This is a genomic window from Marinobacterium rhizophilum DSM 18822, from assembly GCF_000378045.1.
GTDB lineage: Bacteria > Pseudomonadota > Gammaproteobacteria > Pseudomonadales > Balneatricaceae > Marinobacterium_A > Marinobacterium_A rhizophilum.
The window spans coordinates 1-26,083 of the sequence record NZ_KB899121.1; the positions used below are offsets into that span (position 1 = coordinate 1).

A 26,083-nucleotide genomic window follows, 5' to 3' on the forward strand; every position below is an offset into this window, starting at 1 on the left:
AGCACACCGTGTTTGAAATCACCAAGAAGCTGCGCGAGAAGGGCGTCAAGGTACGTTTTGGCATCCATCCGGTGGCCGGGCGCATGCCGGGTCACATGAACGTGCTGCTGGCTGAAGCCAAGGTGCCGTACGATATCGTGTACGAAATGGATGAGATCAACGCGGACTTCCCCAATGTGGATGTCTCGATCGTGATCGGCGCCAACGACATCGTTAACCCGGCGGCGCAGGAAGTGCCGGACAGCCCCATCGCCGGCATGCCGGTGCTGGAGCCCTGGAAAGGCAAGACCACTATCGTGCTCAAGCGTGGTATGGCGACGGGTTACGCTGGCGTCGACAACCCGCTGTTCTACAAAGAGAACACGCGGATGCTGTTCGGCGATGCCAAGGACAGCGTTGATGCGCTGCTGAAGGCGCTTAGTCACTGAAGCAGAGGTCCTTAGCCGCTCATGCGGCACCTCGGGTTAGCCCATTGGGGTTAGCCCGAGCAAACCCTGCTTAAGCACATCCCTGTGCTTGCAGCATAAGCACATCCCTGTACAAACCCTGCTCCTGCACATCCTTGTGCTCGCAGGATAAGTACATCCCTGTACAAAATGTCAGTCGGTTATGCCGACTGGCATTTTTTTTGTCTGTTCGAAGCTAATTGCCATGGCGTTGATGATCAGTTCAGGGAACCACGAACAGGTTCCAATTGCTCAGGCTATAGTAAATTGGATCCGTAGCGTGCCAGGGATTTATCGGTGATACACCGCTATGCCAAAAGAGGTTGGAGGTGGAGTGTTGCAGGCATCATAGGGGGTTCATCGTTATGATGGGCGATAACGACAACGGTGGTGAAACTCATGACGAAAATCGACACTAGCAAGATCGTGGCACCAGAGTCGGTGAGGCGTTGCGCGGCCGGGCTGGCGGATCGGATTGAAGCCCTGCCGGAATGCGAGACACGTCGCCTGGTCGCTATCGCCGGCCCGCCAGGCTCCGGTAAGTCCACACTGGCTGAAGCGGTGGTGGGGATTTTGACCGAGCGTGGGCACGGGGCCGTGTTGATGCCGATGGACGGTTTCCATCTGGACGACCGGTTGCTGGAACCTCGCGGACTCCTGGCACGCAAAGGGGCACCGGAAACCTTCGATTTTGGCGGTTTCGCCTGCACGCTGAATCGGGTGCGCGACGAGTGCAGTGTCATTCTGCCTGTGTTCGACCGTGCCCGCGAAATTGCTGTCGCCGGGGCTGCCGAGATCAGCGCGCAAACCCGTATCGTTATCGTGGAGGGTAATTACCTCTGTTTTGATGAGGCGCCCTGGCGCTCGCTTGCAAACCTGTGGGATTTATCGGTGTTCCTGGATGTGCCTCTGGCAGAGCTTGAACAGCGCTTGATCGAGCGCTGGCGAGGTTACGGTTTCGATCTGGACGCGGCCCGCACCAAAGCGCTCGGTAATGACATTCCCAATGCACGGCGTGTGGCAAGCGCTAGGGTGAAAGTGGATATTGTGCTGTCGGAGCGGGGAGCAGGGTACGAATAAGGCACTCAGCGTATCTGATCGTCTGGCAGATACCAGAAAGCGCCGACACCGTGGTGCCGGAATACCGCTTTTGCTGAGTTTTGTTTTCCGTGACGGGTTCGGCTTCAGGCTCGGGCCTTTTGCCCAAACAGGAGTTTCTTGCCTTCTTCGGTAACCGCCGGGCGTTTGCTCCAGGGCCGGCCCTTTTCGTAGGCCCTTATGACCGCCGGGCGCTGCCGCATGCGTTCAAACCAGCGTTGCAGGTGGGGGAAGTCGGCGATGTTTTGTAGCTGGCGCTCATGGGGTGCGACCCAGGGATAGGCGGCCATGTCGGCAATGGAGTAATCACCGGCAATCCAGTCGCGGCCCTCCAGTTGCTTGTTGAGCACGCCGTAGAGCCGATTGGTTTCGTTGACATACCGATTCACGGCGTAGGGAACCTGCTCGGGGGCGTACTGTACAAAATGGTGATTCTGCCCGGCCATCGGCCCTAAGCCTCCCATCTGCCACATCAGCCATTCGAGCACCGTTTTGCGTGCCCGTAGCTCAGTGGGCAGGAAACGACCTGTTTTTTCCGCCAAATACATCAGAATGGCGCCGGATTCGAACACTGAAAGAGGCTCACCGCCGTCGCTGGGCGCATCGTCCACAATCGCAGGCATGCGGTTGTTGGGCGAAATGGCAAGAAAGTCGGGCTTGAACTGGTCTCCAGCGCTGATATCCACCGGAATGATATTGTACTCAAGCCCCGCCTCTTCCAGAAAAATGGTGATCTTGTGGCCATTGGGAGTGGGCCAGTAATAAAGGTCTAGCATGGCTGTATCCTCAGGCCGGTGTGTCGAATGTGGTGGAATTCACCGGATAGTTCTGGGGAAACAGGGCACGTAACGCTGCTTCGTCACGCTCGGCCTTGAAGTCGATATCCTTGCCGACGTTTCGAGCCCGTGCAACGGCGGGGCGGCTGTTCACGTTGTCAAACCAGCGCTGCAGGTTCGGGTAGGGTGCCAGTGCTTCTTCACCCAGAACCACAGGGGCCTTGTCGAGCCAGCCCCATGCGGAGATATCGGCAATGCTGTAGCTGTTGCCAACAATATACTGGCGATTCTCCAGATGTGCGTTCAGAACTTCATAATGGCGCTGTGCTTCACGATGATAGCGGTTGATGGCATAGGGCAGCTTTTCCGGTGCCATATGTTTGAAGTGGACCGCCTGGCCGGAATAGGGCCCGATACCGGTGGCCACGAACATCATCCACGAAAGAAGCTCAGCCCGGTCTTCGACGTCACCTGCCAAATGTCCGGTTTTTTCGGACAGGTAAAGCAGGATCGCATTGGAGTCGAACACCCGCACGCCGTTGTCTTCAATCGCCGGTGTCTTGCCATTGGGGTTGATGGCTCGAAAGGCGGGGGCATGCTGTTCCCCCTTCAGGGTGTCCACGGGAACGACCTGGTAGGGCAGTCCGGTTTCTTCCAGGTAAAGTGCAACCTTCATCGGGTTGGGGGAGCGGTGAAAATAGAACTTGATCATGGATGTCTCCGGCTCAGCTTGAACAGTCATTCAAACATGGCTTGAATGACTGTTCAAGCTTAATTTGAATGTTCATTCAAACTGGCGCTATACTGCAGCCTCGCAATGCACAGCGGTGGTGAAGATGGCGCGGGCACAGTTTGATCGAGAGCAGGTGATTCGGGATTCCACCCGGCTATTCTGGCAACAGGGCTTTAGTGGTGCATCCATGGCACAGGTATTCAAGGCCACCGGGCTCAAGCCGGGCAGCCTTTACCTGGCCTTTGGCAGCAAGGAAGGCTTGTACCTGGCCGCGTTAGATCAGTATGCCCGCCAGTCTCAGGCAACGCTGCGCCAGGTGCTGGATGAGGCGCCATGCGTGGGCGTGGGTATATGCCGGCAATTGCTGCGCATGGTGGATGAATGCGGCAAAGCGGATTACTGCAGCTGTTTTCTCGTCAAGAGTCAGCTGGAGCTGGCCGCAGGTGGTGGCGACCTGCTGAGTCGTGTCAGCGGCTATCTGGGCGAGATGGAAGCCTTGTACGCCGACTACCTTGGCCGCGACTACCCGCAGGAACAGGCCCGACAAAAGGCTGCCAGCCTCATGCTGCACATTTTTGGTCTGCGTGTGTATGGCTACCTGGGACGCTCTCGGGATCAGATGGTGGCGGCCATGCAGGAAGGGCTCGCGTGGTTGCCCTGGGAGGCTGCCAGCGGGGACAACGATGGAGCTAATGAAGCGTCGATTATGTCGGCATCGCCCCTTTACGATGGCCGTGGGTGCGGCTAGTCTGGCGTCTGGTTTTTTAATGCAACGGAGTTGTGTCGCTTATGTTCAAATCACTCGCCACCCCACTGTTCGTTGGCGCCTTTGTCGGCAGTTTGCTGCTGGTGCAGGGTTGCAGCCCTAAAGTTGGATCGGATTCCTGGTGCAAGCAGATGGAAGAAAAGCCCAAGGGTGAATGGAGTGCCAATGATGCAGCTGAATACGCCAGGTCCTGCATCCTGAAGTAACCCGGTCGCAAGACGAGCAGCCGGCAGCTTAAGTGCGCCGGCCTGTTTTTAATCCAATATTTATACCGTTATCTTGGTTTCTGTAACAGTTGTCACTCCTAATTCCGGGCGATAGACCCTTGAAAAAGGGGGTTGTGATCCGGCGCCTGCTTCGCTACGTATTCAGTGCAAGACTGGCTTGCCACCAGGGGCCCCTAGCATCTAGCCCCTGGACAGCTCTAACATCCTGCGCCGCCGGAGTGTCGTTATGTCCTGGTTCCTTGGTCTCTTAACCGTGCTGGCGCTCATTACTCATCTGGGCAATAGGCAAACGCAAATGCAGTTTCCGCCACTCGGTGACTTTCTGGAGGTGGACGGGGTACGGATGCATTATCGTGAGGCGGGTTCAGGGCCCGCACTGGTGTTGATTCATGGCTCAAGCGCCAACCTGCGGGACTTCAGCACAAGCCTGTTTACACCACTGAGTCAAAACTACCGTGTGATTGCCATCGACCGGCCCGGTCACGGTTATAGTGAGCGTCCCAAGGGCGCCTGGCCAGACCCTGGACGTCAGGCTGAGCTGATTCATCAGTTATTGCAGCAGCTGAAGGTTGAACGGCCCGTGTTGGTTGGGCACTCATGGGGCGGATCTGTGGTGCTGGCCTATATGCTGGCGTATCCGGACGAGACGGCTGCCGGCGTGTTACTGGCGGGCGCGACCCATCCGTGGACCGGCGGCGTGGCCTGGTACAACTCGCTGGCGGGCGTTCCGCTGCTGGGGCCAGTATTTGCCCACACGCTGGTTTATCCATTGGGCTCCTTTTTGTTGCATGATGCAGTCGCCGGCGTGTTCGCGCCCAATCCGGTACCGAAAGAATATTATGCATCCGCGGGTGTGGGCTTGTTCCTGCGTCCACAGACCTTTCTCGCTAATGCTCAGGACGCCCGCGGCTTAAGCGATTTTCTCGTTACGCAAAGCCTGCATTACGACGAAATAAGTCAGCCACTGTTATTGCTGACCGGGCATGATGACATCCTGGTGCCGGCCTGGAATCACAGTGAGCGTCTGGCTCGTCAGGCTCCCAATGCAGAGCAGATTGAATTTGAGGCCACCGGTCACGCATTACATAATGCCCACAGCGCCCGGGTTGCAGCCGTTATTGAGGCGTTCCTGGCTCGCCATAAAAGCGGGTCAGGCAGGGGGCAGTCCAGTGTTGATGAGCAGAATGCGTTAACAAGGGTTATGCAGTCGCCCGATTGAACGGCACAATAGCGCTTGTTGTTCCTACGAGACAGGCAGGATGTTCGATCTGATATTTACTAGCTCTGCTGTACTGACAGTCTTATTGCTTGTCGCAACGTTATTGCCGCTCTCCCGGGCACCAGTTTGGTGGGTGCGTGGGTTTGACTTCCCGCGCATGCAGTTTGGTGTACTGGCAGCTGCACTTGCGCTGGTGCAAATACTGCAGTTGTTGCAGGGCGCGCAGGCCGATTTTTCTGTGGCGGGCGTTTATCTGATGCTGGTAGTTACGCTGTGCTGCCTGGGCGTTCAAGTCTGGTGGATCCTTCCCTTTACCCGATTACACCCCGTCGAGGTGCAGTGGAACGATACGCCGGATATACCCAACAGTATCGCCATCATGACGGCCAATGTGCTGACGCCTAACCGTAATGCGCAGGCACTGCTGGAGCTGGTGAGTCGGCATGATCCCGATATCGTGGTGACACTGGAGTCCGATGACTGGTGGCAGCAGAGGCTCGACAGTCTGGACGCCGATTACCCCTACAGTCTCAAGTGTCCGCTGGATAATCTTTACGGTATGCACCTGTATTCCAGGCTGCCGCTATCGGACAGTCATATCGAGTATCTGGTGGAGTCCGGCGTGCCTTCCATGCACACCCTGGTGCAGTTGCGAAGCGGTCAGCAGGTACGTGCCCATTTCCTGCATCCTGCACCGCCAAGCCCCACAGAGAATGAAGAGTCCTCACCGCGTGACGCGGAGCTCATCGTCGTGGCAAAAAGTATTGCCAAGGGTCTCGCAAAGGATGATCGGCCGGTGATTGTCAGCGGAGATCTGAATGACGTCGCCTGGTCAGACACCACCCGGCTGTTTCGCAAGATCAGCGGGCTGCTGGATCCGCGTGTTGGCCGTGGACTCTATAACACTTTTCATGCGGGCTACTGGTTCCTGCGCTGGCCGCTGGATCACCTGTTCCACAGTGCGGATTTTCGTGTGCACGACCTGCGCCGGCTGGCGGGGTTTGGCTCTGATCACTTCGCGCTGTTCAGCAGGCTCGTGTACCAGGGCAACCGGGTAGAGGAGCAGAATGGCCTTGACGCGGCGCCTGGCGATGAAGCCTGGGCAAATGAAAAAGTGCAGCAGCATGATCTCAGTGTGCAGGATGTGCCTAAGCCGGGTTCAAACTAATCTGCGCTGCCAAGCAGAGCCTGGATCGGCCGGGTGTGCCAGGGGTTTCACGACCGGTCCCGGTTCCGCCAATCCCGTTCGAGTAAAATTTCACTGTTCGGGGCGGGCAGTATTAAACCCCAAAGCGAGGTTCGCGGTGACTGACTGAGTTTTTTGTCTGCCTGGCGTTGGCTCGAGTCAGGATCAAGCGCAGTAGAGCGCAAACGCAAATATTCTTCTTCGGCAGCTGGCGATGTCCCTGTTCCTGAGCCAAGCTCTAATGCAGATTAATGGTTAAATATTATCCGGTGGTTCCACAGGTCAGTCAGGGTTGACGCGGCGAATACCAAGGCAGGGACGTCGATAATAACAAGCCGATTGGGCAGGGCGAAGGATACACGCAGATCATGAATATCATTGCGGATCAGGGTTGGGGCGTATTTCTGGTATCGCTGGTGTTAACTATCTTTGTTTCATATCCCCAATATTGAATTGTGCAGGACGCGAGGTCCTGCCCAAAGGGTTATTTGGGGCTAGCAGTCTGTCGGACTTAACACTGATCTACTGCGGAAAAGCCGATTTTGGTCATTTTGTGTGCTCTATTTTTGTTAAATAGAACCACTATTCGCCTCAAAAGAGCTCAAAAACTGCGTCAAAACGGACTTTCCCTCGCTACGACCGGCCAAGCCCGACAGGCTGCTAGGCTGTTCATTTTTGATTGTGTTTCCGCTGCAAGTTCATGTAGCTAAAACAGGTCTGCCCAGGGTAACTACCTCAGGCTGTTTTCGTTCAATCGGATTCACAGCCTGAAGCCTTCCTCAGCGTTTAACAATCTGGCTTATGTTATACGGTCTGATCCGGGTTACCGGTTAAGCACCGCAAAAGTTGCAATCCTTAAAGGGGGCTGTGCAACAAATCCGCCGCTTCTGACAATAGAGTGCCAAAGTTGCTTCATGCATTTTCCAATCTGATTACCCCTTCAGGATACAGCTGAAAGTCGGAACGTTTTGATCAGAAGGCTGTGCAGTTTGTCTACGGCTTTGGAGTCCTTTGAGGCACGACTTCGATAAACCGATACCTCCATGGGTTCGAGCGGCCCTAATCCTTGCTCGCTGCCCAGAATTTCCAGATGTGCCGGCACGCTGCACTGGGTTAACACGGCGACGGCAAGGCCGCTTTCAACTGCCGCTAACTGACCGGCAAGGCTGGAGCTGTTATAGACCAGCTTGTATCGGCGTCCTTGCAACGCCAGGGAATTGATGGCGGTGCGTCGTGCGAGGCTGGTGTCTTCATAAACTGCAATTGGGAGCGGGTCGCGTCTCCACACCTGGAATTGCGCACATCCTACCCATACCATCGGTTCATGAAACAGCAGGGTTCCGTGTCGCGGATCGTCACGTGAGACGAGTGCAAGATCCAGGTCACCGCACTCAACACGGGGGATCAAAGACGTTGACTGCTCACAGTAAAGTTCAATCTCTACGGCGTCATGATGCGGCGCGAAACGTTTGAGTGCGGGTGTAAGGTACTTGGCTGCATAGTCGTCCGGAACCCCAAGGCGAATGCGGCCGGTCAATTCCTCCCCATGAAACGCAGCCTGCGTCTCGGCATGCAGATCGAGCATCCGCCGGGCATAACCCAACAGTAATTGTCCTTCGGCTGTGAGCTGGTGTTGCCGGGGACCTCGCACCAGCAGTTGGCAGTCCAGGGCCGCTTCAAGTTTCTTGAGTTGCATGCTCACCGCAGACTGGGAGCGATGAACCTCCGGGGCTGCGCCCGACAACGAGCCCGCATCCACCACTGCGACAAAGCATTTAAGCCAGTCAATCTGAAGGTCCTGGAAGGTCATGCACTTAGCTCATTCATTCGAATTTCGAATAGTATATAGATAAAATATGCGATTTTCTTAATCCAATATTGAGCGCATAGTTCTGACAAGCGTGCATCTCACCGCCTTCCATTGGGTGCCGGCTGGGCGTAAACAGCATTTGCGCAAGGCAGCATCAACTCCATGCCGGGAGTGGACAGACGATGCGAATCAGAGGGATAGTGGCATGTTAGACAGCGATGCGAAGCTGCATGAATTTAATCGCCAAACCGTATGGGCGGGCTTCAAGCAGCTCGTCCCTATTTCTGTTTTTGTAATTGCGTTCGGGGCAGCCTTTGGGCTGGCGGCAACACAATCGGGTCTGGATGATGCTTCGATAGTTATCATGAGTACGCTGGTTTTCGCCGGTGCCTCACAGTTTGCCACTTTGGAGTTGTGGGGGCCTCAAGTACCGATAGCCACACTGGTCATCACTGTATTTGCTATCAATGCTCGACATCTCCTGATGGGAGCAACTCTCTATCCCTGGCTGCGCCAGTTATCACCGGCAAAGCGCTATGGTGCGATGCTGTTTGCGTCCGATGCCAACTGGGCTATGTCCATGCAGGCATTTAGCCGTGGGCAGCCGGGTATGGGGCTTTTATTGGGGGGTGGTCTTGCTCTCTGGTCATTCTGGGTTCTGGGTACCTGGCTGGGTATTTATTTTGGCGGTGCCATTCATGATCCCAAAAGCTTGGGGCTCGATATGGTGATGGGCTGTTTCCTGCTGGCAATGGTCGTTGGCGGGAAAAAAAACCTGCGACTGTTAATCATCTGGATAATTGCTGCCTGCGCATCCCTGATGGCCTACTGGTACCTCCCAAGCAACAGCCATGTCGTTGTGGGGGCTCTGGCAGGCGGTGTAATGGGGACTTTATGGGGGGAGAAAAGCAATGAGCATTGAAACGGCCGGGTTTGGCGCGCTGGTCATTGTTTTGGTTATGTCAGTCGTGACCCTGGCCACCCGCTGGGGCGGTGTTTTCGTCATGTCATACGTGCCCATCAGCGACAGGGTCAAACAGTTCATTAACGCCATGTCGGGTTCCGTGTTGGTGGCACTGCTGGCACCCATGGCAATTAATGGTGATAACGGCGCCCGACTGGCCTTATTGGCCACGGCAATCACCATGTTGTTAATAAAAAAGCCGCTGCCTGCGATCGCCGCCGGGATACTGACAGCGGCCTTGTTTAGGCAGTTTTGACGTACTATCAATCCGGCGCTTAATACTTGAAGCCGGGATGCTGAATCACTTGAGCTTTTCTTTCGAAAGAAAAGACCATAGTGATCGCCATCCCTTTCCTCGTAAAAGCCCAGCATGTCCGCCCACTTGCGCCCACGCTTTCGGGGTTAAAAAGCCGGTGGTGCGACTGCAAAGTAGGCATGGAGCCGATTTGTAGTCAGGATAATAATAGGCTTCTCTCGTTCGAGCGATTTGTTCGGTTCACATCCCGCCCAGCGCTCATTTCTGTAGCGCTATTCTGCTCCGTGTAAGCTTCCCTGGTTCTGTCTCTGGTGTTGTCGACTCCCGCCGAGGACTTGACAGTCGCTGTTATTATGAATTAATAATTACATAATTATGCATGCCAGCTAACCCCTTAGAATAATACCTGGCTGCATTAACGCGGCTGTTGCCGCTGGCCGGGCACATGGGGGTGCCGTGTGCCGATGTATCGAGGCCATTGCATGAGACTTGTAACATTTCAGAACCCTGTGGGCGTAAAGCGTATTGGCGCGCTTTTTGTGCATGCGACGGGGGAGAAGGTGGTGGATCTGAACTATGCCTATGCCGCCTTTGCGCTTGATGCCCATAACGATCCGAGGCCACAGGCCATGGCTGATGCGCTGGTACCTGCGGATATGCGGGAACTGTTTGCCGGTGGCGATCGCAGCCTGGATGCGGCCCGTGCCGCCGAAGCCTACGTCATTGAAAAAAATGATTCGACGCTGCGGGGTACCAACGGAGAAATGCTGCTGTTCAGGCGTGAAGATGTAAAGCTCCTTGCCCCCATACAGCCGACGAAACTCTGGCATACGGCGGGTAATTTTCTCGAACATATCGACGAAATGGGCGAGGCAGGCTTTGAATATGAAGCTGAAAAGCCCTGGATTGGCTTTTACCAGAATACTACTGCTTGCATCGGTCCGGACGCGCCCATTGTCTACCCGCAACAGTTAACCCAGGCACTCGATTACGAGCTGGAAATCTGTGCGGTCATCAAGGGCGTACGACACAAGAACCTGTCCGTCGCTGATGCACAGAGTGCCATTGGCGGTTATCTCATTTTCAATGATGTCACTGCACGGGATATTCAGGCGACGGAGTTTCCGAATCGCAGCTATGGCTACAGCAAGGCGCTCGATACCTTCTGTCCGATAGGTCCCTGTATCGTAACCACAGATGAAATTGGCGATGCATCAAACCTGGCGATGCAACTCATGGTTAATGGTGAGATACGCCAGCAATCGTCGACCAGCCGAATGTGTCGAAGCATGGCGGAGATCGTCAGCTATTACTCCGGCCAGGGTTTTGTTGGCGGCGATCTTGTCAGCTCCGGTACGCCCAGTGGCTGTGCGGTGTTTCATGCAGATCCGGCTGCATGGTATCTACAGCCCGGCGATGTGGTGGAATGCGAGGTCGAGAAGCTCGGAATACTGCGTAACGCGGTGGTTGCCGGCGAATAGACTCGCCAGCGGGTTTGTTCGCTGTTAAGGGGAGCTGTGGGCTCCCTTTTTTTGAATGTTACTGCAAAGCGGCGGTCGCATAGAGGCTCCTTCTGCAGAAGCAATACGCTGTTCATCTGTGGGTGTCATGATTCTCGGGGATAGTGGGAGCCCTGGGATTGCAGAAGCAAAAGTGAGCGAAAGTACGTTCTATAGATGACGGTCAAGCCGGTCGACAGGCTAGTTCTCAACCAAGTTGAGTAAGTCGGCAGGTTTGGCTAATTAGTAGTCGATAAACCATGGTGGCTGCGTTATGGTGGGCGCCCGCCAGACGGCAGAGCGTATTTCTCGGTTACTTTTGTGCTGATTGTCTCGAACCCGTCGCCGGTTATAGTGCGACTTTATAGTACAGAGTACGTACTAAACGATACCGGTGGGCAACACTGGATTGTTGGCCCACAAACTGCGCAAACAAGTGAGACACAGGCATGCAAAAACTTACACCCGCTGGACAAAACCTCGTTAACGACCTGGCTTATCGTTACCAAATAAGTCCCGAAGCCGTTATGCATATGTTGGTCGCTGTCAACAACGGGGGTGGCAGCATGGCACAATTCAACTGTCCGGAACTGGGTGGGTCCGGCCAGTGGATGCGCGGCGGCATGACGATGGTAGGCGATATGTTTAACCATGGTCTGAAAATGACGGTCGATAACCTCTGCAATGAACTTTCGGCCGGGCTGGCAAACTTGCAGGTTTTTCCGGTGATTCAACCCGGAACCCCGGGCAGTGATCAGTGGTGGCCTGCCGGGCTTGGCGTACCGTTCAGCAGAGGCAGCCAGAACAATATCCGCTATGCGGTATTTCCTGGCCGGCTTGCGATTCAGCTGAATGGCCAAGTAACGGTGTACGACACCCTGAACCACAATATCGGGGGTGTGAGTCAGCAGCAGGGAGGCGATATGTCGCTCACCTTCAGCAGCCAGTTCGGTACCATTGCTGTTAGCAGCCTGCCGATCGTTTCCGGTCCTGGCATGACGCCAGCCCCCGACACTAATTTTGCCAATCAGCAGATGTCTGGAAATACATCGAAAAATATCACTAATAATCATGGTGGTAGAGGCGATATGTCGAATTCAAATGACAATTCAAACGCCGGCAGCTCCACTGCATCGACGACTGCCGGTGGTTTTTCTGCGCCTACGCCGCCGGGCGTGACAAGCTCTGTTTCGGGGAACGCGTCCGTGAATGACCTGCTGCAAATGATTGAAAAGCTTGCTGCTCTGCGTGATGCCGGAGCGATCACGGATGAAGAGTACAACGTTAAGAAAACCGAGTTGCTAAGTCGGATTTGATCGCCCGGCGGCTGAACAACTGACGCGGCCCTGGCGCGCCCGACGGGGCGGTCCAGGGTTAGCGGTTATAAATCTGTATAACCCGTTTCTCGCTGCAAAATGCGGCTGACCTGTCTGCTGCTCTAACTCCTCACTGGCACTAATCAAGGCTGGCCGTCATGCAGCGGCATAATCATGCCTGCTTTTCGTGGCCTAAAGTCCGCTCGGAGTCGATCTTCGGTGACCGCGTCGAAGGCTGGAGCCTGGTGTTCAGGCATGGCTTCTGAATAGCAATACCGTCGTTGCGGGTCGCCTGATCCGGTCTTCTCGCAGTCCGGCTTTCCAGCCTGAGAGCCCTCTCTAACCACCCTGTCTACTACCTATTCAGGCGGGTTTTAGTCCCAAAGTACCATTCTGTCTGCTGGGCTGGGTTCCTATCATCGGTACGTAGCGGATACGTCTCCGCCCGAAGGCTTCATAACAACTTTGCTCGATAACAAAAAAGAGGAACGCATTATGTGGACTAAACCGGCATACACCGACCTGCGCATCGGCTTCGAAGTCACCATGTACTTCGCAAACCGCTAAGGGTTCCGGCCTCGCGGTGCGGGGCCGTTTTTTCGGCGGGTAGGCGGATGTTCTCCCGTTAAGGTCAGAGAGCGGACATTATAATAATGAAAATTCAAATACTGGGTTCGGCAGCAGGGGGTGGCTTCCCACAGTGGAACTGCAATTGCCATAATTGCAGCGGCCTGCGTAACGGCACCCTGAATGCCAAGGCGCGCACTCAATCTTCTATCGCGGTCAGCGCCAATGGCACCGACTGGATTCTGTTCAACACCTCTCCGGATATTCGCGCTCAGCTCGAATCCTTCGCCCCCATGCAGCCGGCACGCGCCCTGCGTGATACGGGTATTGCAGCCATTGTCTTCATGGACAGCCAGATCGACCATACCACCGGCCTGCTGATGTTGCGCGAAGGTTGTCCGCACCAGGTCTGGTGCACCGACCGAGTGCAGGATGATTTAAGCCAGAGTTTTCCTCTGTTCAACATGCTCAAGCACTGGAACGGTGGAATCGACTGGCACCGTATCGGTGTTGAACCCGGCAACAGCAGCTTCGTTATCGACCGGGTGCCGGAATTGACCCTCACCGCCGTGCCCCTGACAAGCAGTGCACCGCCTTATTCGCCGCACCGCAGCGATCCGCACCCCGGCGACAATATCGGCATGCTGATTACCGACAGTCGCAGCGGCAAGTCGCTGTTCTATGCCCCGGGCCTGGGCGTGATTGAGCCGCACCTGCTGCCGTTCATGCAGGAGGCCGACTGCCTGCTGGTGGACGGCACGCTCTGGAACGACGATGAAATGATTCGTGCAGGCGTGGGTACCAAGCTCGGCCGCGATATGGGTCACCTGGCCATGTCCGGCGAGAGCGGCATGGTTGCGTTCCTGGATACTTTAGAAAAGCCGCGCAAGGTATTGATTCATATAAACAATACCAACCCGATTCTGGATGAAGACTCCGCCGAGCGGGCGGAACTTGAGCGCCATGGCATCGAGGTATCCGAGGACGGCATGTCCATCGAGCTGTAGTCAGCGGGTTCTCACCCGGCAAGCCTTTACCATAAAAACAACGCGGAGGCGGTGCGATGAACAGTTCCGTACAGCAGCTAGCAGACCAGACACCCCTGACGCCTGAAGCCTTTGAGGCGGCATTACGGGCCAAGGGCGATTACTACCATATCCACCACCCCTTCCACCGTGCCATGCACGAGGGCACCTGTACGCCTGAACAGATTCGCGGCTGGGTGGCGAACCGTTTCTACTACCAGATCAGCATCCCGGTGAAGGATGCCGCGATCATGGCTAATTGCCCGGATCGCGAAACCCGCAGGCTCTGGGTCCAGCGTGTGCTGGACCATGACGGCTACGACGGCGGCGAGGGAGGTATCGAAGCCTGGCTGCGCCTGGGTGAGGCTGTGGGTCTTACCCGCGCAGAAATTCTGTCCCAGGAACATGTGTTGCCGGGCGTGCGCTTTGCAGTCGATGCCTACGTGAACTTTGCGCGCAGGGCCAGCTGGCAAGAAGCCGCCAGCTCGTCTCTGACCGAGCTGTTTGCGCCGACCATCCACCAGTCGCGCCTGTCCAGCTGGCCCCAAAACTACCCGTGGATCGATGCCGATGGCTACCAGTATTTCCGCAACCGCCTGACCGAAGCGCGGCGCGATGTCGAGCATGGCCTGGTGATCACACTGGCGCACTACAAGACCCGGGCAGAGCAGGAACGCATGCTGGAGATTCTGCAGTTTAAGCTCGACGTGCTCTGGAGCATGCTCGATGCCATGACCATGGCCTATCAGCTCGACCGCGCGCCGTACCATACGGTGACGGACAAGCGGGTTTACCACCGGGGGCTTTTCTCATGAGTGTTCAACGCATACCGGGGTTTAATCCCATGTTTCGCCTGCAGTGGGAAAAGGCGCAGGACAGCTACGTGCTGCTCTATCCCGAGGGCATGATCAAGCTCAACCCGAGCGCCGGCGAGATTCTGGCGCGGGTGGACGGCCAGCGCAGTGAAGCCGAGATAACCGCGGCGTTGCAGCAGGCCTTTCCCGATGCCGACTCCCTGGCGGGTGATGTGCGCGAATTTATGGAGGTGGCCCGTGAACAGAACTGGATCCGTTTCCTCTAGCCTGTCGCCAGTGTCCGGCTGCCTGCCGGATGTTGAGCCCAAGCCCGCCGGCCAGCCGCTCTGGCTGCTGGCGGAATTGACCTACAAATGTCCGCTGCAGTGCCCGTACTGCTCCAATCCGCTGGATTTTTCCGCCAGTGGCCAGGAATTGAGCACCGAACAATGGGTGCAGGTACTGCGCCAGGCCAGGGAGATGGGCGCAGCGCAGCTGGGCTTCTCCGGCGGTGAACCGCTGACCCGGCCGGACCTGAACGAACTGATTCAGGAAGCCCGTCATCTGGGGTATTACAGTAACCTGATCACCTCGGGACTGGGGCTCAATGAGCGCAAGCTGGAACAGTTTCGTGCCTCGGGGCTGGACCATATCCAGGTCAGCTTCCAGGCCAGCGACGCCGAGGTCAACAACATGCTGGCCGGCTCCGCCAAGGCGTTTGAGCAGAAGCTGAAGATGGCACGCGAGGTCAAGGCCAACGGCTATCCCATGGTGCTGAACTTCGTCACGCACAGGCACAACATTGATCGTATCGACCGCATTATCGAGCTTTGTGTGGAGCTCGGGGCTGACTACGTGGAGCTGGCGACCTGCCAGTACTACGGCTGGGCGTTCGAAAATCGTGAGCAGCTGATGCCCAGTCGAGCCCAGCTGGAGCGGGCCGAGCGCATCACGAATGAGTACCGCGCCAGGCTTGAAGCCGCCGGCAATCCGATCAAGCTGATCTTCGTAACGCCTGACTACTACGAAGAGCGTCCCAAGGGCTGCATGAACGGCTGGGGGCAGATTTTCCTCACCGTGACACCCGATGGTACGGCGTTACCCTGTCACAGTGCGCGCCAGCTACCGGTTCAATTCCCCAACGTGAAAGACCGCAGCCTGGAGGATATCTGGTACCGCTCCTTTGGTTTCAACAAATACCGTGGCGACGACTGGATGAAGGAACCGTGCCGTTCCTGCGATGAAAAGGGCAAAGACTTTGGCGGCTGCCGTTGCCAGGCCTACATGCTGACGGGGGATGCCGCCAATGCGGACCCGGTGTGCAGCAAATCGGCGCATCACGGCAAGATCCTGCAGGCACGCAGTGAAGCGGAAGTACCCACCGATACGCCCATGACCTTTCGTAACGAGCGCAACAGCCGTGTCTTCTGTCGCAGCGACTGAACTCGGTGGGCCAGCGGAGGCGAAGCGAGGCTCCATGAGCCCTGCACTCAGCGCCCGTGACGCCTGCGCGGCGCAACACGACTATGCCGCTCTGGTGGCCTGTCGCTATGGCCTGATCTGGCTTGAATATCAGCCGAAGGATGGCTGCAACCGGCTGGTGCGTCTGTTCCGGGGCAGACGCCAGGTACTCACGCCACCGGGCTTTAGCGTGCGCAGCCGCGTACACGAATATGGCGGTGGTGCCTTTTGCGTGGCCGGGGATCGCGTAGTGTTCGTCAATGCTGCCGACCAGCAGATCTGGCTGCAACCGCTCGGTGACATCGATACGGTGCCAGGCTCGTTAAATTGCCTGCAGCTTACCCATACCCCCGATACCCGCTATGGCGATCTGCTCTATGACCCCGGTCGGCGGCGACTGATTGCCGTTGCCGAAACGCATTATTCTGAGCGCAGCCAGCGTGCACCGCAGAATACTCTGGTGTCGCTGGGCTTAAGCAGCAAGGGGTCGCAGGGCCGTGGTTTCAGCGCAGCAGGCCCCCATACGCTGGCCAGCGGGCACGATTTCTACAGCTCGCCCTGCTTGAGTCCCGACGGCGGGGAGCTCGCTTGGCTGGCGTGGGATCACCCTCATCAGCCCTGGGTCTGCACGCGCCTGTTTCACGCGCGACTGGATACGGAGGGCTACCCTGTGCAGCAGCGGGAACTCTCGGTGGGCGAGGGGCCTGAAGCGCTGTTTCAGCCGGGGTTTGATGCCGCAGGCCGGCTGCATGTTGTGAGTGACAGCAGCGGCTGGTGGAACCTGTACCGGCGGGACCGGTCCGGGTGCTGGGAGAATGTCTGTCCGCTGGCGGCGGAATTCGGCGTGGCACAGTGGCAGTTGGGTCTAAAGACATGGACGCGCGCCGAAAATGGCGACTACGTCTGTGCCCTGGTGGATCAGGGGTGTGGGCGTCTGCTGCATATCCAGGCGAGCAAACCCGTGCGGGATATGGCGCCGGACTATGGCCTGATCCGGTCGGTCTGTGCGTTCGAGGGCCATATCTACTGTATCGGCCAGAGCAGCGATGCTGGCGTGGCCGTGCTTGCATTTGATAGCCACAGCGGCGAACCCCGCGTGCTGGCTGGTGGCGAGCCCGCGACGCATCGGGTTGCAGCGCCGGAGCCGTTTAGCTGCACGGTGGCAGACACTGAGCAGGTGCATGGATTTATGTATTATCCAACCGGCCACTGCCCGGCACACCGCAGTGAGCCTGATGCCCGGCCCCCCCTGCTGATCATGACCCACGGCGGCCCAACGGCCACCAGCTATCCGGAATACCGTCCTGCGCTGCAGTACTGGTGCAGCCAGGGGTTTGCCGTACTGGATCTGAACTACCGTGGCAGCGCAGGTTTTGGTCGCGCCTACCGTCACCGTCTGGCCGGCAACTGGGGGCGCACCGATGTGGAGGATGTCGCCGCCGCGATAGACGCGCTGGGCAAAACCGGGCGTGTCGATACAGGGCGTGTTTTCATTCGCGGCAACAGCGCTGGTGGCTACACCACCCTGAGTGCGCTGGTCGGGCTGGAGGGGTTGAGGGCCGGCGCCAGCCTCTATGGCGTCAGCGATCCGCTATCGCTTGCACGTGTAACCCACAAGTTCGAATCCCGTTACCTTGACTGGCTTCTGCTCGAACCAGAGCGCGAGTCGAAGGCCGATGAAGCGCGTTTTAAAGCGCGTTCACCGCTGGCGAATGCCGGGCGTATCAGCGCGCCGGTGATTTTTTTCCAGGGCATGCAGGACAAGGTGGTCCTGCCGGATCAGACGCTGCGCATGGCCGCTACGCTGCGGACGCGCGGGATCGAGACCGAGGTGCAGCTGTTCGAGGACGAAGGTCACGGCTTTCGACAGCTCGATAACCAGGTTCAGGTGCTGGAGCAGGAGCTGGCGTTCTATCGGCGCTATCTTTGAGGCTAGCGGATACTTTCGTTCAAGCGCCAGTGGAACAGAGCCACTGCCTGTGGGAGCCCGCTGCGCGGGCGATTAGCCCAGGTGTGCTTCCGATTCGCCCGCAGACCGGGCTCCCACGGTCTATCGCCATCTCTCTGTCTGCCAGTTAACAGCAAAAAGCCACGCTGATGCGTGGCTTTTTGCTTTCGTACCGCGGGCCGCCCTTTGCGACGGACAGGGACTGCGAATAAGCGCGCCAGACGGCGTACTACCAGGCCTGTGATGGCTGCTAGTTAAGGTCGCTGGCGTAGCTTTTCTCGATGGTCTGTTCCGCCGCGGCGGATTCACTGGCCAGCAGATCGAACCACTTTTCACCGTCCTTCACGTTGCCCTTGAACCAGTTGTAGACGGGTTCGGCCGCTTTTTTGAACGCGTCCTTCTGCTCGGGTGTGGGCACATAGACTTCGCCACCGGCGGCGCTGAATTCCTGGTAGGCCTTGATGGACTTGCGCTTGGGCGAGGCAAAGGTGGCCTGCTGCAGCGCCGAGAAGCCGTCTACGATCACGCGGCGCATGTCTTCCGGCATGTTCAGAAAGCTCTCGTTGTTCATGAACCAGTAGGCGGACATGTAGGCATGGCCATCCAGGGTGATGTACTTGAGCCCGGCTTCGGGGAACTTCATGCTCATGATGTCGGTAATGCCGTTCTTGGAACCTTCCACCACGCCGGTCTGGAACGAGGTGAAGAGTTCCGGCCAGGGGATCGGCGTCGGGCTGGCGCCCAGCGACTTCACCAGTTCCTGGGGCAGGTCCGATACCACGGTACGGATCTTCAGGCCCTCGATATCCTTGGGTGTCTTGATGGTGTGTTTGGTGTTGGCAAAGTTGCGCCAGCCGCCGGTGTTGCCAATGGTCATCAGGCGTACCTGATTGTCGGAGTCTTCAAGAATGGACTTGCGCAGTTCGCGGGTGAAGTTGCCGGACAGCACGGTTTCGGCGACGCGGTCATCGCGCAGCAGGTAGGGCAGGTCCAGCACCTGGACATAGGGGAACATGTTGCCCACGCCGCTGGCGGTGGAGATGAACACGTCCACGGAGCCGTCTTCCAGCGCCTGCATGCACTCGGTGCCGTTGGCGCACAGCTGGGTACCGATATACAGCTCCACGCCGATCTTGCCGTTGGAGTGGGCCTCGACGAAGTCCTTGAACACCACCAGGCCGTCGTAGTCTTCGTCGTTTTCGTTGGAGTTGGCCACTGCCCGCAGGTTGAACTCGGCGGCGGAACTGAGCGCGCCGAACAGCAGGGTGGCGCCCGCCAGAGTGCCCACCAGGGCAGACTTCAGGGTTTTGTTGATCACCATGTGTAGATCCTCTTGCTTCTTCTTGTGGGTGGGGGGCTGCATCAGGCGAGCCCGAGCCATCGGGGGATGGTCATGGACAGCGCCGGGAAGAACGTAATCAGGAAAATGACCACGATCTCGATGAACAGGAACGGCAGTATGGATTTGGCAATGGCTTCGACCTTTTCGCCCGACACGCTGGAGGCGACAAAGAGCACCAGGCCCATGGGCGGCGTTGCCAGCCCCACGGTCAGGTTGACGCTCATGATGATGGCGAAGTGAATCGGGTCCACACCGATGCCGATAAAGACCGGTGCCAGGATAGGCCCCAGAATGATGATCGCGGGGCCGGCATCCAGGAACATGCCCACCACGAACAGCAGTATGTTGATCATGAACAGCAGTATCAGCGGGTTGTCGCTGATGGTCAGTACCCAGCTGGCCAGCTGTTCGGCGGTATGGGACAGGCTGACCACGGTCTTGAACGCAATGGCCGCACCCACCAGCAACAGCACCACGGCGGACGACTGGGCGCTGCGGGTGAAGATTCCCGGCAGTTCCTTGATCTTTACCGTCTTCATGACCCAGATGCTCAGCACCAGGGCATAGCCCACCGCAATGGCCGAGGCTTCGGTTGGGGTAAAGATGCCGCCCAGGATACCGCCCAGAATGATAACGGGCGTCAGCAGCGGCAGGAACGCACTCTTGGTGGCGGTGGCCCGCTGTGGCCAGCTCTGTTTGGGGCCGGCCACCGGGAAATCATATTTCTTGGCCATCAGGGCAATGACCGCCATCAGGCCGAGCCCCACCAGGATGCCGGGCACCACACCGGCGGCGAAGAGTGCCGCCACCGACACTTCCATGGTGTAGGCGTAGATAATCATGATGCCTGAGGGCGGAATGATCGGCCCGATCACCGACGAGGCGGCGGTGATGGCGGCCGAGAAACGCCGGGTGTAGCCGTTTTTCTCCATGGCTGGAATCATCATGGAGCCGATGGCCGAGGTATCCGCCACGGCCGACCCCGAGAGTCCGGCGAAGAGCATGCTCGACAGCACGTTGACGTGGGCCAGGCCACCGCGTACATGGCCGATAAAGGCCTGCGAGAAGTTGACCAGGCTGAGGGTGATGCCACCGCGGTTCATCAGTTCGCCCGCCAGCATGAAGAACGGAATGGCCATCAGCGGGAACGAATCGATGCCGTTATAGATATTGCGAAACAGCATGGGGATATCCCGCTCCATGCCCTGGGTCATGAGCAGAATACCGGGGGCCGACAGCATGGCGAAAAACACCGGCATGCCGATCAGCAGGAAAATCAGGAACAGCGGCAGGAATAATACGAGCATGATGCGTGATCCTTTTATTCGGCTTCCGGGAGGGACGAGGCGTCGAGCTCAGGCGCCGGGAACTCGTCTTTGCGCCCAAACAGGCGCCCGACTTCCCGTAACAGCAGTTCGGCATTGACCAGCAGCATGCTGCCAAAGCACACCGGCATGGCCAGATAGATCCAGGCCCGGGACAGGTTGAAGGAGGCGGCTCGGGTGCGAAAACCACGCTGAAAAAATTCCAGCCCCAGGCTGAACAGCTGTATCAGTACCAGCGCCGATATCAGCAGCAGGAAAAACTTGAGTACGGCCGTTGCCCGGGGGGGCAGGAAGCCATGCAGCATGTCGATGGCGACAAAGGACCCCTGGCGATAGGCATTGGCTGCCACCAGCGCCATCATCCAGATCATCAGTGCGCGGGCTGCTTCCTCGGGCCAGGGCAGGGCGTTGTTGAGTACGTAGCGGCAGAAGACCTGTAGCAGAATGCAAAGCACCATGGCGGCGACACAGATCCAGGCCACTGACTTGCCAATGCGAATCATCACCGCATTGATGAGTTCCAGCCAGCCAAGACAGAACTTGAGTATTTTCATGAGCTGCCACACCCTTTTATTAAAATTATTCAGGGGTTCAGTTTTAGAGGGCACCGCAAGGGTGCCCCGGAATCTCTGACAGAGTCGGACGTTAAGGGTACTGGCTCAGGGAACTTCCTGGCCGGATGCCGCGCTCCAGAGTTCGAACCAGGTTTCCCGGTCAATGCGGATATCGCAGGCGCCGGACAGCGCGCGCACGCGTTCGATATTGTTGGTGCCCACCACTGGCATGATGCCGGCCGGATGGCTCATCAGCCAGGCCAGGGCCACGAGGTCCGGGCTGCTGTTATTCTGCTCGGCGAGCCGGCGCAGCAGCGGGCGCAGCCGCTGCGCAGCGGGGGAGTCGCCAAACAGGGCTCCACCTGCCAGCGGCGACCAGGCCATGGCGGCCAGACCGTCCAGTTGCATGCTCGCCAGGGTGCCGTCGGTAAAGGCCTCGCGCTGCAGCAGGTTCATTTCAATCTGGTTCACGACCAGACGGTGTTTCATGTGCTGCTGCAGCAGGCGCCAGTCCCAGTGCATGAAGTTGGATACGCCAAGCGCCCGGACCTTGCCGCTATCGACCAGGGCATCCAGTGCCGCGCCGGTTTCTGCCGCATCCATAAAGGGATCCGGGCGGTGAATCAGCAGCAGGTCGAGCTGTTCGCTGTGCAGGTTGGCCAGGCTGGTATCGACGCTGTTGCGGATATAGGCGGCGCTGGTGTCGTAATACTTTACGCGCCGGCCGGGAAAGGTATCGGACACCAGGGCGATATCGCATTTGCTGACCAGCTGCATTTGCTGGCGCAGTGTGGGATCGGCGGCCAGTGCCTGCCCGAACAGGGCTTCGCAGCGGTAGTCGCCGTAGATATCGGCATGATCAAACGTGGTGATGCCCTGTTCCAGGCAGGTATCGATCTTGGCGCGCACGTTTGCCACCGAGGTATCGGCATCGTCCGCCAGACGCCAGACGCCGTAGACCAGTCGGCTGAATTCAACACCGGTATTGCCAAGCTGCACTTTTTCCAAGGGATTCGGTCTCCACGTTTTTTGCACTTGCCGGCGCTACCGGCGAGGCAGGAAAATTCTTGTTGTCCGGTACCCCCGACTGCGCAACGGGTTGCAGCCAGGTTGGTAGCCGATGTTGCACTCACCCTATCAGCGTATTCTATTGATGTAAATCAATCATGCATGAATTGTTGTGCTTTATCGGTCAGGACCGGTATATTGCAATTGTCCCCTGATAGTTCATTGGGCCATTACGTGTACGGACACTGAGGAATCACGGGTGTTAACAAACCAAAAATCCAAAAAACTGCCCCTGTATATCCAGATCGGCGAGCTGCTGCACCGCGAGATCGCCGCCGGTCACTGGCAGCCGGGCGAGCGCCTGCCGGTCGAGTCGGAGCTGGCCGCCAGCCTCAGCGTTGCCGTGGGAACGCTGCGCAAGGCACTGGCCAAACTGGAAGGCGATGGCCTGCTGGAACGCCGGCAGGGCTCGGGTACCTACGTCAAGCGCGCGCCGACCGGCACCGCCATCTATCAGTTTTTCCACCTGGAGCTGCTCGGCGGCGGCGGCGTGCCCCGCGCCGATACGCTGGCCGTTTCGATGGTGCAGTCAGCGGAGGTGGCGCAGCAACTGGAAATGGACTATCTCGAAGCCAAGCTTTGGTCAATCCGGCGTCGACGCTACCTCAACAATCTGCCGGTGGCGGTGGAGGAAATCTGGATTGATCATCGCCACAGCGACAGCCTGAGCGCCGACGATCTGCACGAGTCGCTGTACATGCACTACCGCGAGGTCTTTGATTTCTGGATCGGCCGGGTTGAAGACCGGATCGACTGTGCCATCGCGCCGGACTGGGTTACCGAACAGCTGGGCCTGCCAGCAGGCACCATTCTGGCGCGGGTCGAGCGCAAGGGCTGGTCCAACAGTAACCAGGTGGAGGAGTTTTCGCGCACCTGGTTTGATCCGCACAAGTGCCGCTATTTCGCCCGCTGGTCCTGAGGTCGGCAGGGGGGGAATTCATATATCAATGATTCATGTCATGAATCCTTGGAGCACCATACCGGCGCCGCTTCCTGCTAGTGGCGGCGTGGCCAGGTCCGGCCTGCAGGCCGGTGATTGAGGAGGCGACCAGCGGTGGCCTCACTGATGTTGTCTACAGCAATAATAAAAGTGGAGAGCGATTACTTATGAGCAAGGTTGTCAGATACGGTCTTTTGGGCTGCGGCATGATGGGGCAGGAGCACCTGCGTAACCTGGCGCTGATCGAGGGGGCACAGGTGGTGGCCATTGCTGAACCCGATGCACAGATGAAGCAGCAGGCCGCGAGGCTGGCACCTGATGCCATCATGCTGGATTCCATCGACGAGCTGTTGCAGGTGCCGGGGCTGGATGCTCTGGTGGTGGTTACCCCCAACTACCAGCATGCGGAACAGCTGCTGGCCATTCTGGCCAACACTCAGCTTGCCGTGCTGATTGAAAAGCCAGTCATTACCCAGCTGGAGCAGGTCGCGGCGATCAGGCAGGCGGCCGAACGCCACTCGGCGCCGCTCTGGGTCGCCATGGAATATCGCTACATGCCGCCGATCACGGCGCTGCGCAAGCATCTGCAACAGGGCGATGTCGGCGAACTGAAGATGCTCAGCGTGCGGGAGCACCGCTTCCCGTTCCTCGAAAAGGTCAACGACTGGAACCGTTTCAACCGCAACACCGGCGGCACCCTGGTGGAGAAGTGCTGCCATTTCTTCGACCTGATGCGTCTGCTGGCGAATGACGAGGTGGTACGCGTCTACGCCTCGGCCGGTCAGGACAATAACCATCTTGATGAAGCCTACAGCGGCGAGCGTCCCGACATTCTGGACAATGCCTATGTAGTGCTGGATTTTGCCAGCGGCAAAAGGGCCATGCTGGAGCTGAACATGTTTGCCGAAGGTTCACGCTATCAGGAAGAGATCTGTGCCATCGGACCGCTTGGCAAGCTCGAGTGCTTCGTGCCGGGTCCCGGGCGCTTCTGGCCCGAGGAAACCCTGGGGGCGGCGCCGGTGGCGCGGGTGGTGCTGAGTCCGCGTGAACCCAAGGGGCCGATCGAGGCCGAGATTCCGGTGGACCCCAACATACTGGCGGCCGGGGACCACAATGGATCGACCTACTACCAGCACCTGGGGTTCTATCGCGCCCTGACCGAGGGCACGGCGGTGGATGTCACGGTTGATGACGGGCTCAAGGCCGTAGTGATCGGCCTGGCGGCCCAGCATTCGGCGGCCACCGGCAAGGCGGTAACCCTGACGGATGCCGGCTTCTCATTCGAGCGCTGATACCGGCGTGGGGCCCGGACAGATGCCGGGCCTTTATAAACCTGATGATGCAATACTTGTAGATAAAAAATACTTATATTTCAGTTGGATAGAGTTTTCTTATGATCTTGGGTTAATAAATTCATTTACAATTGATTTACTTTTAATTTGTCCGTTGCTAAGGTTGGTCTTACTAAATTCATGCATGATTGATTCATGCTTGGTCGAACCCTGCTCGACATCTTCAAACCCTGCCTGCTAACAACAAGAGTCGTAATCATGAGCATCAGTTTTTCCAGCGTAGACGGTCAGAAACAGGTCAACGGACTCGACTTTCCCCTGGTGGTCGTTCCCCAAGATGATGCAACGGCATACCGCAGCCAGGCGGTGAATGCCTGGGTGCACGAGAACCGGGTGCAGCTCAAGGATCTGCTGATCCGCCATGGGGCAGTGCTGTTTCGCGGTTTTGCGGTGCCCGACGTGCAGGCGTTTGAAGACATGCTCAACGCGACCGACTTTCAGAACATGCCCTACATCGGCGGCGCGGCGCCGCGCAGCCAGGTGACGACCTCGCGCATCGTCACCGCCAATGAATCCCCGGCCTCGGAAAAAATTCCGTTCCACCATGAAATGGCCCAGGTGCCGACGCCGCCGGGTTATATTTTCTTTTACTGCGATGTGGCATCCGAGGAAGGCGGGGCCACCTCGATTCTGCATTCCGGTGAGATCTTCAGCAGGATCGAGCAGTTTGCACCTGCGTTTGCCCACAAGATCGAACAGCAGGGCGTGCGTTATGTGCGCGTGATGCCGGCGGTAACCGACACGGAATCCGCCATCGGGCGTTCCTGGAAGGAAACCTTCAATGTCACCACGGTAGCCGAGGCCGAGCAGAAAATGACCGAGGCTGGCATGAACTGGGAATGGCTGCCCGATGGCAGTGTGCGTACGCAGACAGCGGTGCTGGATGCGGTACGTTTCGATGAGGAAACCGGCCAGAAGGTGTTTTTTAATTCCATCGTGGCGGTCTATACCGGCTGGAACGATGCCCGCAATGAGGGCAAGACCGCCGTCGTGACCGCGGATGGCGAACCGATGGATGAGGCAGTGATCGATGAAGTGGTACGCCAGATGGACAAGGAATGTGTCAACTTCAAATGGCAGCACGGTGATGTGCTCTGGATCAACAACCACACCGTGCTGCATGCACGCCAGCCCTTCAAGGGCGAGCGCAACATCCTGGCGTCTATCTCATTTAAGTAATGCCTGGCGGCCCCAGTTAGATCGACGTCGTTACAGGCCTACAGACCTACGGGCTGGTCATGCCGGCGGCTGTAAGCCAGGCGTCAGAATGTTTCAGGCCGGTTGTGCGGCTAAAGTCGTAGTTAAAACCCACTTAAGGCCGAGAGCCGGCAGCGGTATCGTTCGGCATACTGACATTGTTTGCCACTGGGACCCCATCTCCCTTCGGCTGGCAGCGATGGTTAGAATGCCG

The 26,083-nt window shown here is 57.7% G+C and carries 26 protein-coding genes; 19 read left to right on the forward strand and 7 right to left on the reverse strand.

The genetic code is table 11. From position 1 onward, the window contains the following. Positions 1-428: NAD(P)(+) transhydrogenase (Re/Si-specific) subunit beta (locus F451_RS26370; RefSeq protein WP_020683796.1), on the forward strand; the 428-nt coding region annotated here is incomplete at its 5' end. Between the two features lie 417 nt (positions 429-845). Next, positions 846-1,526 (forward strand): nucleoside triphosphate hydrolase, encoded by a 681-nt coding sequence (locus F451_RS0123100; RefSeq protein WP_020683797.1) that lies wholly within the window; start codon positions 846-848, stop codon positions 1,524-1,526. A gap of 104 nt (positions 1,527-1,630) precedes the next feature. Here F451_RS0123100 and F451_RS0123105 read toward each other — a convergent pair whose 3' ends face one another. Continuing rightward, complete coding sequence (locus F451_RS0123105; RefSeq protein ID WP_020683798.1) at positions 1,631-2,320, reverse strand: glutathione binding-like protein; 690 nt, start codon at positions 2,318-2,320, stop codon at positions 1,631-1,633. Positions 2,321-2,330: 10 nt separating this feature from the next. Continuing rightward, entirely contained in the window at positions 2,331-3,032 is a 702-nt protein-coding gene (locus F451_RS0123110; RefSeq protein ID WP_020683799.1) for a glutathione S-transferase family protein, read from the reverse strand. Positions 3,033-3,156: 124 nt separating this feature from the next. Between F451_RS0123110 and F451_RS0123115 the strand changes: the two genes are divergently transcribed. The 4 genes from F451_RS0123115 (at position 3,157) to F451_RS0123130 (ending at position 6,433) form a co-directional block, all read left to right on the forward strand. After that, entirely contained in the window at positions 3,157-3,801 is a 645-nt protein-coding gene (locus F451_RS0123115) for a TetR/AcrR family transcriptional regulator (protein WP_020683800.1), read from the forward strand. Positions 3,802-3,842: 41 nt separating this feature from the next. Then, complete coding sequence (locus F451_RS26375) at positions 3,843-4,025, forward strand: DUF3012 domain-containing protein (protein WP_020683801.1); 183 nt, start codon at positions 3,843-3,845, stop codon at positions 4,023-4,025. A 247-nt stretch (positions 4,026-4,272) separates the two neighbouring features. Beyond that, positions 4,273-5,265: an alpha/beta fold hydrolase gene (locus F451_RS26380; RefSeq protein ID WP_020683802.1), complete on the forward strand. Its 993-nt coding sequence runs from the start codon at positions 4,273-4,275 to the stop codon at positions 5,263-5,265. 133 nt (positions 5,266-5,398) lie between these two features. Beyond that, positions 5,399-6,433: an endonuclease/exonuclease/phosphatase family protein gene (locus F451_RS0123130; protein WP_205624065.1), complete on the forward strand. Its 1,035-nt coding sequence runs from the start codon at positions 5,399-5,401 to the stop codon at positions 6,431-6,433. A gap of 958 nt (positions 6,434-7,391) precedes the next feature. Here F451_RS0123130 and F451_RS0123135 read toward each other — a convergent pair. After that, complete coding sequence (locus tag F451_RS0123135) at positions 7,392-8,261, reverse strand: LysR family transcriptional regulator (protein WP_020683804.1); 870 nt, start codon at positions 8,259-8,261, stop codon at positions 7,392-7,394. 205 nt (positions 8,262-8,466) lie between these two features. Between F451_RS0123135 and F451_RS0123140 the strand changes: the two genes are divergently transcribed. The 10 genes from F451_RS0123140 to F451_RS0123185 all read left to right on the forward strand — a co-directional run bounded on the left by F451_RS0123140 (position 8,467) and on the right by F451_RS0123185 (position 18,073). Beyond that, complete coding sequence (locus F451_RS0123140) at positions 8,467-9,183, forward strand: AzlC family ABC transporter permease (RefSeq protein ID WP_020683805.1); 717 nt, start codon at positions 8,467-8,469, stop codon at positions 9,181-9,183. After that, positions 9,173-9,481 (forward strand): AzlD family protein, encoded by a 309-nt coding sequence (locus F451_RS0123145; protein ID WP_020683806.1) that lies wholly within the window; start codon positions 9,173-9,175, stop codon positions 9,479-9,481. Before F451_RS0123140 ends, F451_RS0123145 begins: the two co-directional genes overlap by 11 nt. Before the next feature lie 482 nt (positions 9,482-9,963). After that, the gene (locus tag F451_RS0123150) at positions 9,964-10,962 is read left to right on the forward strand and encodes a fumarylacetoacetate hydrolase family protein (protein ID WP_026292011.1); all 999 of its coding nucleotides are present in this window, start codon (positions 9,964-9,966) and stop codon (positions 10,960-10,962) included. 467 nt (positions 10,963-11,429) lie between these two features. Beyond that, positions 11,430-12,296, forward strand: a complete 867-nt coding sequence (locus F451_RS0123155; RefSeq protein ID WP_026292012.1) for an SHOCT domain-containing protein — start codon at positions 11,430-11,432, stop codon at positions 12,294-12,296. 495 nt (positions 12,297-12,791) lie between these two features. Further along, positions 12,792-12,863 (forward strand): pyrroloquinoline quinone precursor peptide PqqA, encoded by a 72-nt coding sequence (pqqA, locus tag F451_RS26385; protein ID WP_003243383.1) that lies wholly within the window; start codon positions 12,792-12,794, stop codon positions 12,861-12,863. Between the two features lie 86 nt (positions 12,864-12,949). Beyond that, positions 12,950-13,870, forward strand: coding sequence for a pyrroloquinoline quinone biosynthesis protein PqqB (gene pqqB, locus F451_RS0123165; RefSeq protein WP_020683810.1), 921 nt, complete (start codon positions 12,950-12,952; stop codon positions 13,868-13,870). A gap of 56 nt (positions 13,871-13,926) precedes the next feature. Then, positions 13,927-14,703: a pyrroloquinoline-quinone synthase PqqC gene (gene pqqC / locus F451_RS0123170; RefSeq protein ID WP_020683811.1), complete on the forward strand. Its 777-nt coding sequence runs from the start codon at positions 13,927-13,929 to the stop codon at positions 14,701-14,703. After that, positions 14,700-14,969, forward strand: a complete 270-nt coding sequence (pqqD, locus tag F451_RS0123175) for a pyrroloquinoline quinone biosynthesis peptide chaperone PqqD (RefSeq protein WP_026292014.1) — start codon at positions 14,700-14,702, stop codon at positions 14,967-14,969. The genes pqqC and pqqD overlap by 4 nt, the downstream gene beginning before the upstream one ends. 10 nt (positions 14,970-14,979) lie before the next feature. Continuing rightward, entirely contained in the window at positions 14,980-16,125 is a 1,146-nt protein-coding gene (gene pqqE / locus F451_RS0123180; RefSeq protein WP_020683813.1) for a pyrroloquinoline quinone biosynthesis protein PqqE, read from the forward strand. Between the two features lie 34 nt (positions 16,126-16,159). Next, complete coding sequence (locus F451_RS0123185; RefSeq protein WP_020683814.1) at positions 16,160-18,073, forward strand: alpha/beta hydrolase family protein; 1,914 nt, start codon at positions 16,160-16,162, stop codon at positions 18,071-18,073. A gap of 268 nt (positions 18,074-18,341) precedes the next feature. On the opposite strand, the gene F451_RS0123190 is transcribed toward F451_RS0123185, so the two are convergent. The 4 genes from F451_RS0123190 to F451_RS0123205 all read right to left on the reverse strand — a co-directional run bounded on the left by F451_RS0123190 (position 18,342) and on the right by F451_RS0123205 (position 22,311). Beyond that, entirely contained in the window at positions 18,342-19,412 is a 1,071-nt protein-coding gene (locus tag F451_RS0123190; protein ID WP_020683815.1) for a TRAP transporter substrate-binding protein, read from the reverse strand. Positions 19,413-19,453: 41 nt separating this feature from the next. Continuing rightward, positions 19,454-20,740, reverse strand: a complete 1,287-nt coding sequence (locus F451_RS0123195) for a TRAP transporter large permease (protein WP_020683816.1) — start codon at positions 20,738-20,740, stop codon at positions 19,454-19,456. Positions 20,741-20,754: 14 nt separating this feature from the next. Then, positions 20,755-21,312, reverse strand: coding sequence for a TRAP transporter small permease (locus F451_RS0123200; RefSeq protein ID WP_020683817.1), 558 nt, complete (start codon positions 21,310-21,312; stop codon positions 20,755-20,757). A gap of 105 nt (positions 21,313-21,417) precedes the next feature. After that, positions 21,418-22,311, reverse strand: coding sequence for an aldo/keto reductase (locus tag F451_RS0123205; protein WP_240476533.1), 894 nt, complete (start codon positions 22,309-22,311; stop codon positions 21,418-21,420). A 268-nt stretch (positions 22,312-22,579) separates the two neighbouring features. On the opposite strand from F451_RS0123205, the gene F451_RS0123210 reads away from it, so the two are divergent. The 3 genes from F451_RS0123210 to F451_RS0123220 all read left to right on the forward strand — a co-directional run bounded on the left by F451_RS0123210 (position 22,580) and on the right by F451_RS0123220 (position 25,851). Continuing rightward, a complete protein-coding gene (locus tag F451_RS0123210) occupies positions 22,580-23,299 on the forward strand; it encodes a GntR family transcriptional regulator (RefSeq protein WP_020683819.1) in 720 nt (239 codons plus the stop codon). Between the two features lie 188 nt (positions 23,300-23,487). Further along, positions 23,488-24,612 (forward strand): Gfo/Idh/MocA family protein, encoded by a 1,125-nt coding sequence (locus F451_RS0123215; RefSeq protein WP_020683820.1) that lies wholly within the window; start codon positions 23,488-23,490, stop codon positions 24,610-24,612. A gap of 258 nt (positions 24,613-24,870) precedes the next feature. Then, positions 24,871-25,851, forward strand: a complete 981-nt coding sequence (locus F451_RS0123220; RefSeq protein WP_020683821.1) for a TauD/TfdA family dioxygenase — start codon at positions 24,871-24,873, stop codon at positions 25,849-25,851. Positions 25,852-26,083: the final 232 nt, after the last annotated feature.

Coding starts and splice junctions, on each gene's coding strand:
- F451_RS0123100 (WP_020683797.1), top strand. CDS start 846: ATGACGAAAATCGACACTAGCAAGATCGTGGCACCAGAGTCGGTGAGG.
- F451_RS0123105 (WP_020683798.1), bottom strand. CDS start 2,320: ATGCTAGACCTTTATTACTGGCCCACTCCCAATGGCCACAAGATCACC.
- F451_RS0123110 (WP_020683799.1), bottom strand. CDS start 3,032: ATGATCAAGTTCTATTTTCACCGCTCCCCCAACCCGATGAAGGTTGCA.
- F451_RS0123115 (WP_020683800.1), top strand. CDS start 3,157: ATGGCGCGGGCACAGTTTGATCGAGAGCAGGTGATTCGGGATTCCACC.
- F451_RS26375 (WP_020683801.1), top strand. CDS start 3,843: ATGTTCAAATCACTCGCCACCCCACTGTTCGTTGGCGCCTTTGTCGGC.
- F451_RS26380 (WP_020683802.1), top strand. CDS start 4,273: ATGTCCTGGTTCCTTGGTCTCTTAACCGTGCTGGCGCTCATTACTCAT.
- F451_RS0123135 (WP_020683804.1), bottom strand. CDS start 8,261: ATGACCTTCCAGGACCTTCAGATTGACTGGCTTAAATGCTTTGTCGCA.
- F451_RS0123140 (WP_020683805.1), top strand. CDS start 8,467: ATGTTAGACAGCGATGCGAAGCTGCATGAATTTAATCGCCAAACCGTA.
- F451_RS0123145 (WP_020683806.1), top strand. CDS start 9,173: ATGAGCATTGAAACGGCCGGGTTTGGCGCGCTGGTCATTGTTTTGGTT.
- F451_RS0123150 (WP_026292011.1), top strand. CDS start 9,964: ATGAGACTTGTAACATTTCAGAACCCTGTGGGCGTAAAGCGTATTGGC.
- F451_RS0123155 (WP_026292012.1), top strand. CDS start 11,430: ATGCAAAAACTTACACCCGCTGGACAAAACCTCGTTAACGACCTGGCT.
- pqqB (WP_020683810.1), top strand. CDS start 12,950: ATGAAAATTCAAATACTGGGTTCGGCAGCAGGGGGTGGCTTCCCACAG.
- pqqC (WP_020683811.1), top strand. CDS start 13,927: ATGAACAGTTCCGTACAGCAGCTAGCAGACCAGACACCCCTGACGCCT.
- pqqD (WP_026292014.1), top strand. CDS start 14,700: ATGAGTGTTCAACGCATACCGGGGTTTAATCCCATGTTTCGCCTGCAG.
- F451_RS0123185 (WP_020683814.1), top strand. CDS start 16,160: ATGAGCCCTGCACTCAGCGCCCGTGACGCCTGCGCGGCGCAACACGAC.
- F451_RS0123190 (WP_020683815.1), bottom strand. CDS start 19,412: ATGGTGATCAACAAAACCCTGAAGTCTGCCCTGGTGGGCACTCTGGCG.
- F451_RS0123195 (WP_020683816.1), bottom strand. CDS start 20,740: ATGCTCGTATTATTCCTGCCGCTGTTCCTGATTTTCCTGCTGATCGGC.
- F451_RS0123200 (WP_020683817.1), bottom strand. CDS start 21,312: ATGAAAATACTCAAGTTCTGTCTTGGCTGGCTGGAACTCATCAATGCG.
- F451_RS0123215 (WP_020683820.1), top strand. CDS start 23,488: ATGAGCAAGGTTGTCAGATACGGTCTTTTGGGCTGCGGCATGATGGGG.
- F451_RS0123220 (WP_020683821.1), top strand. CDS start 24,871: ATGAGCATCAGTTTTTCCAGCGTAGACGGTCAGAAACAGGTCAACGGA.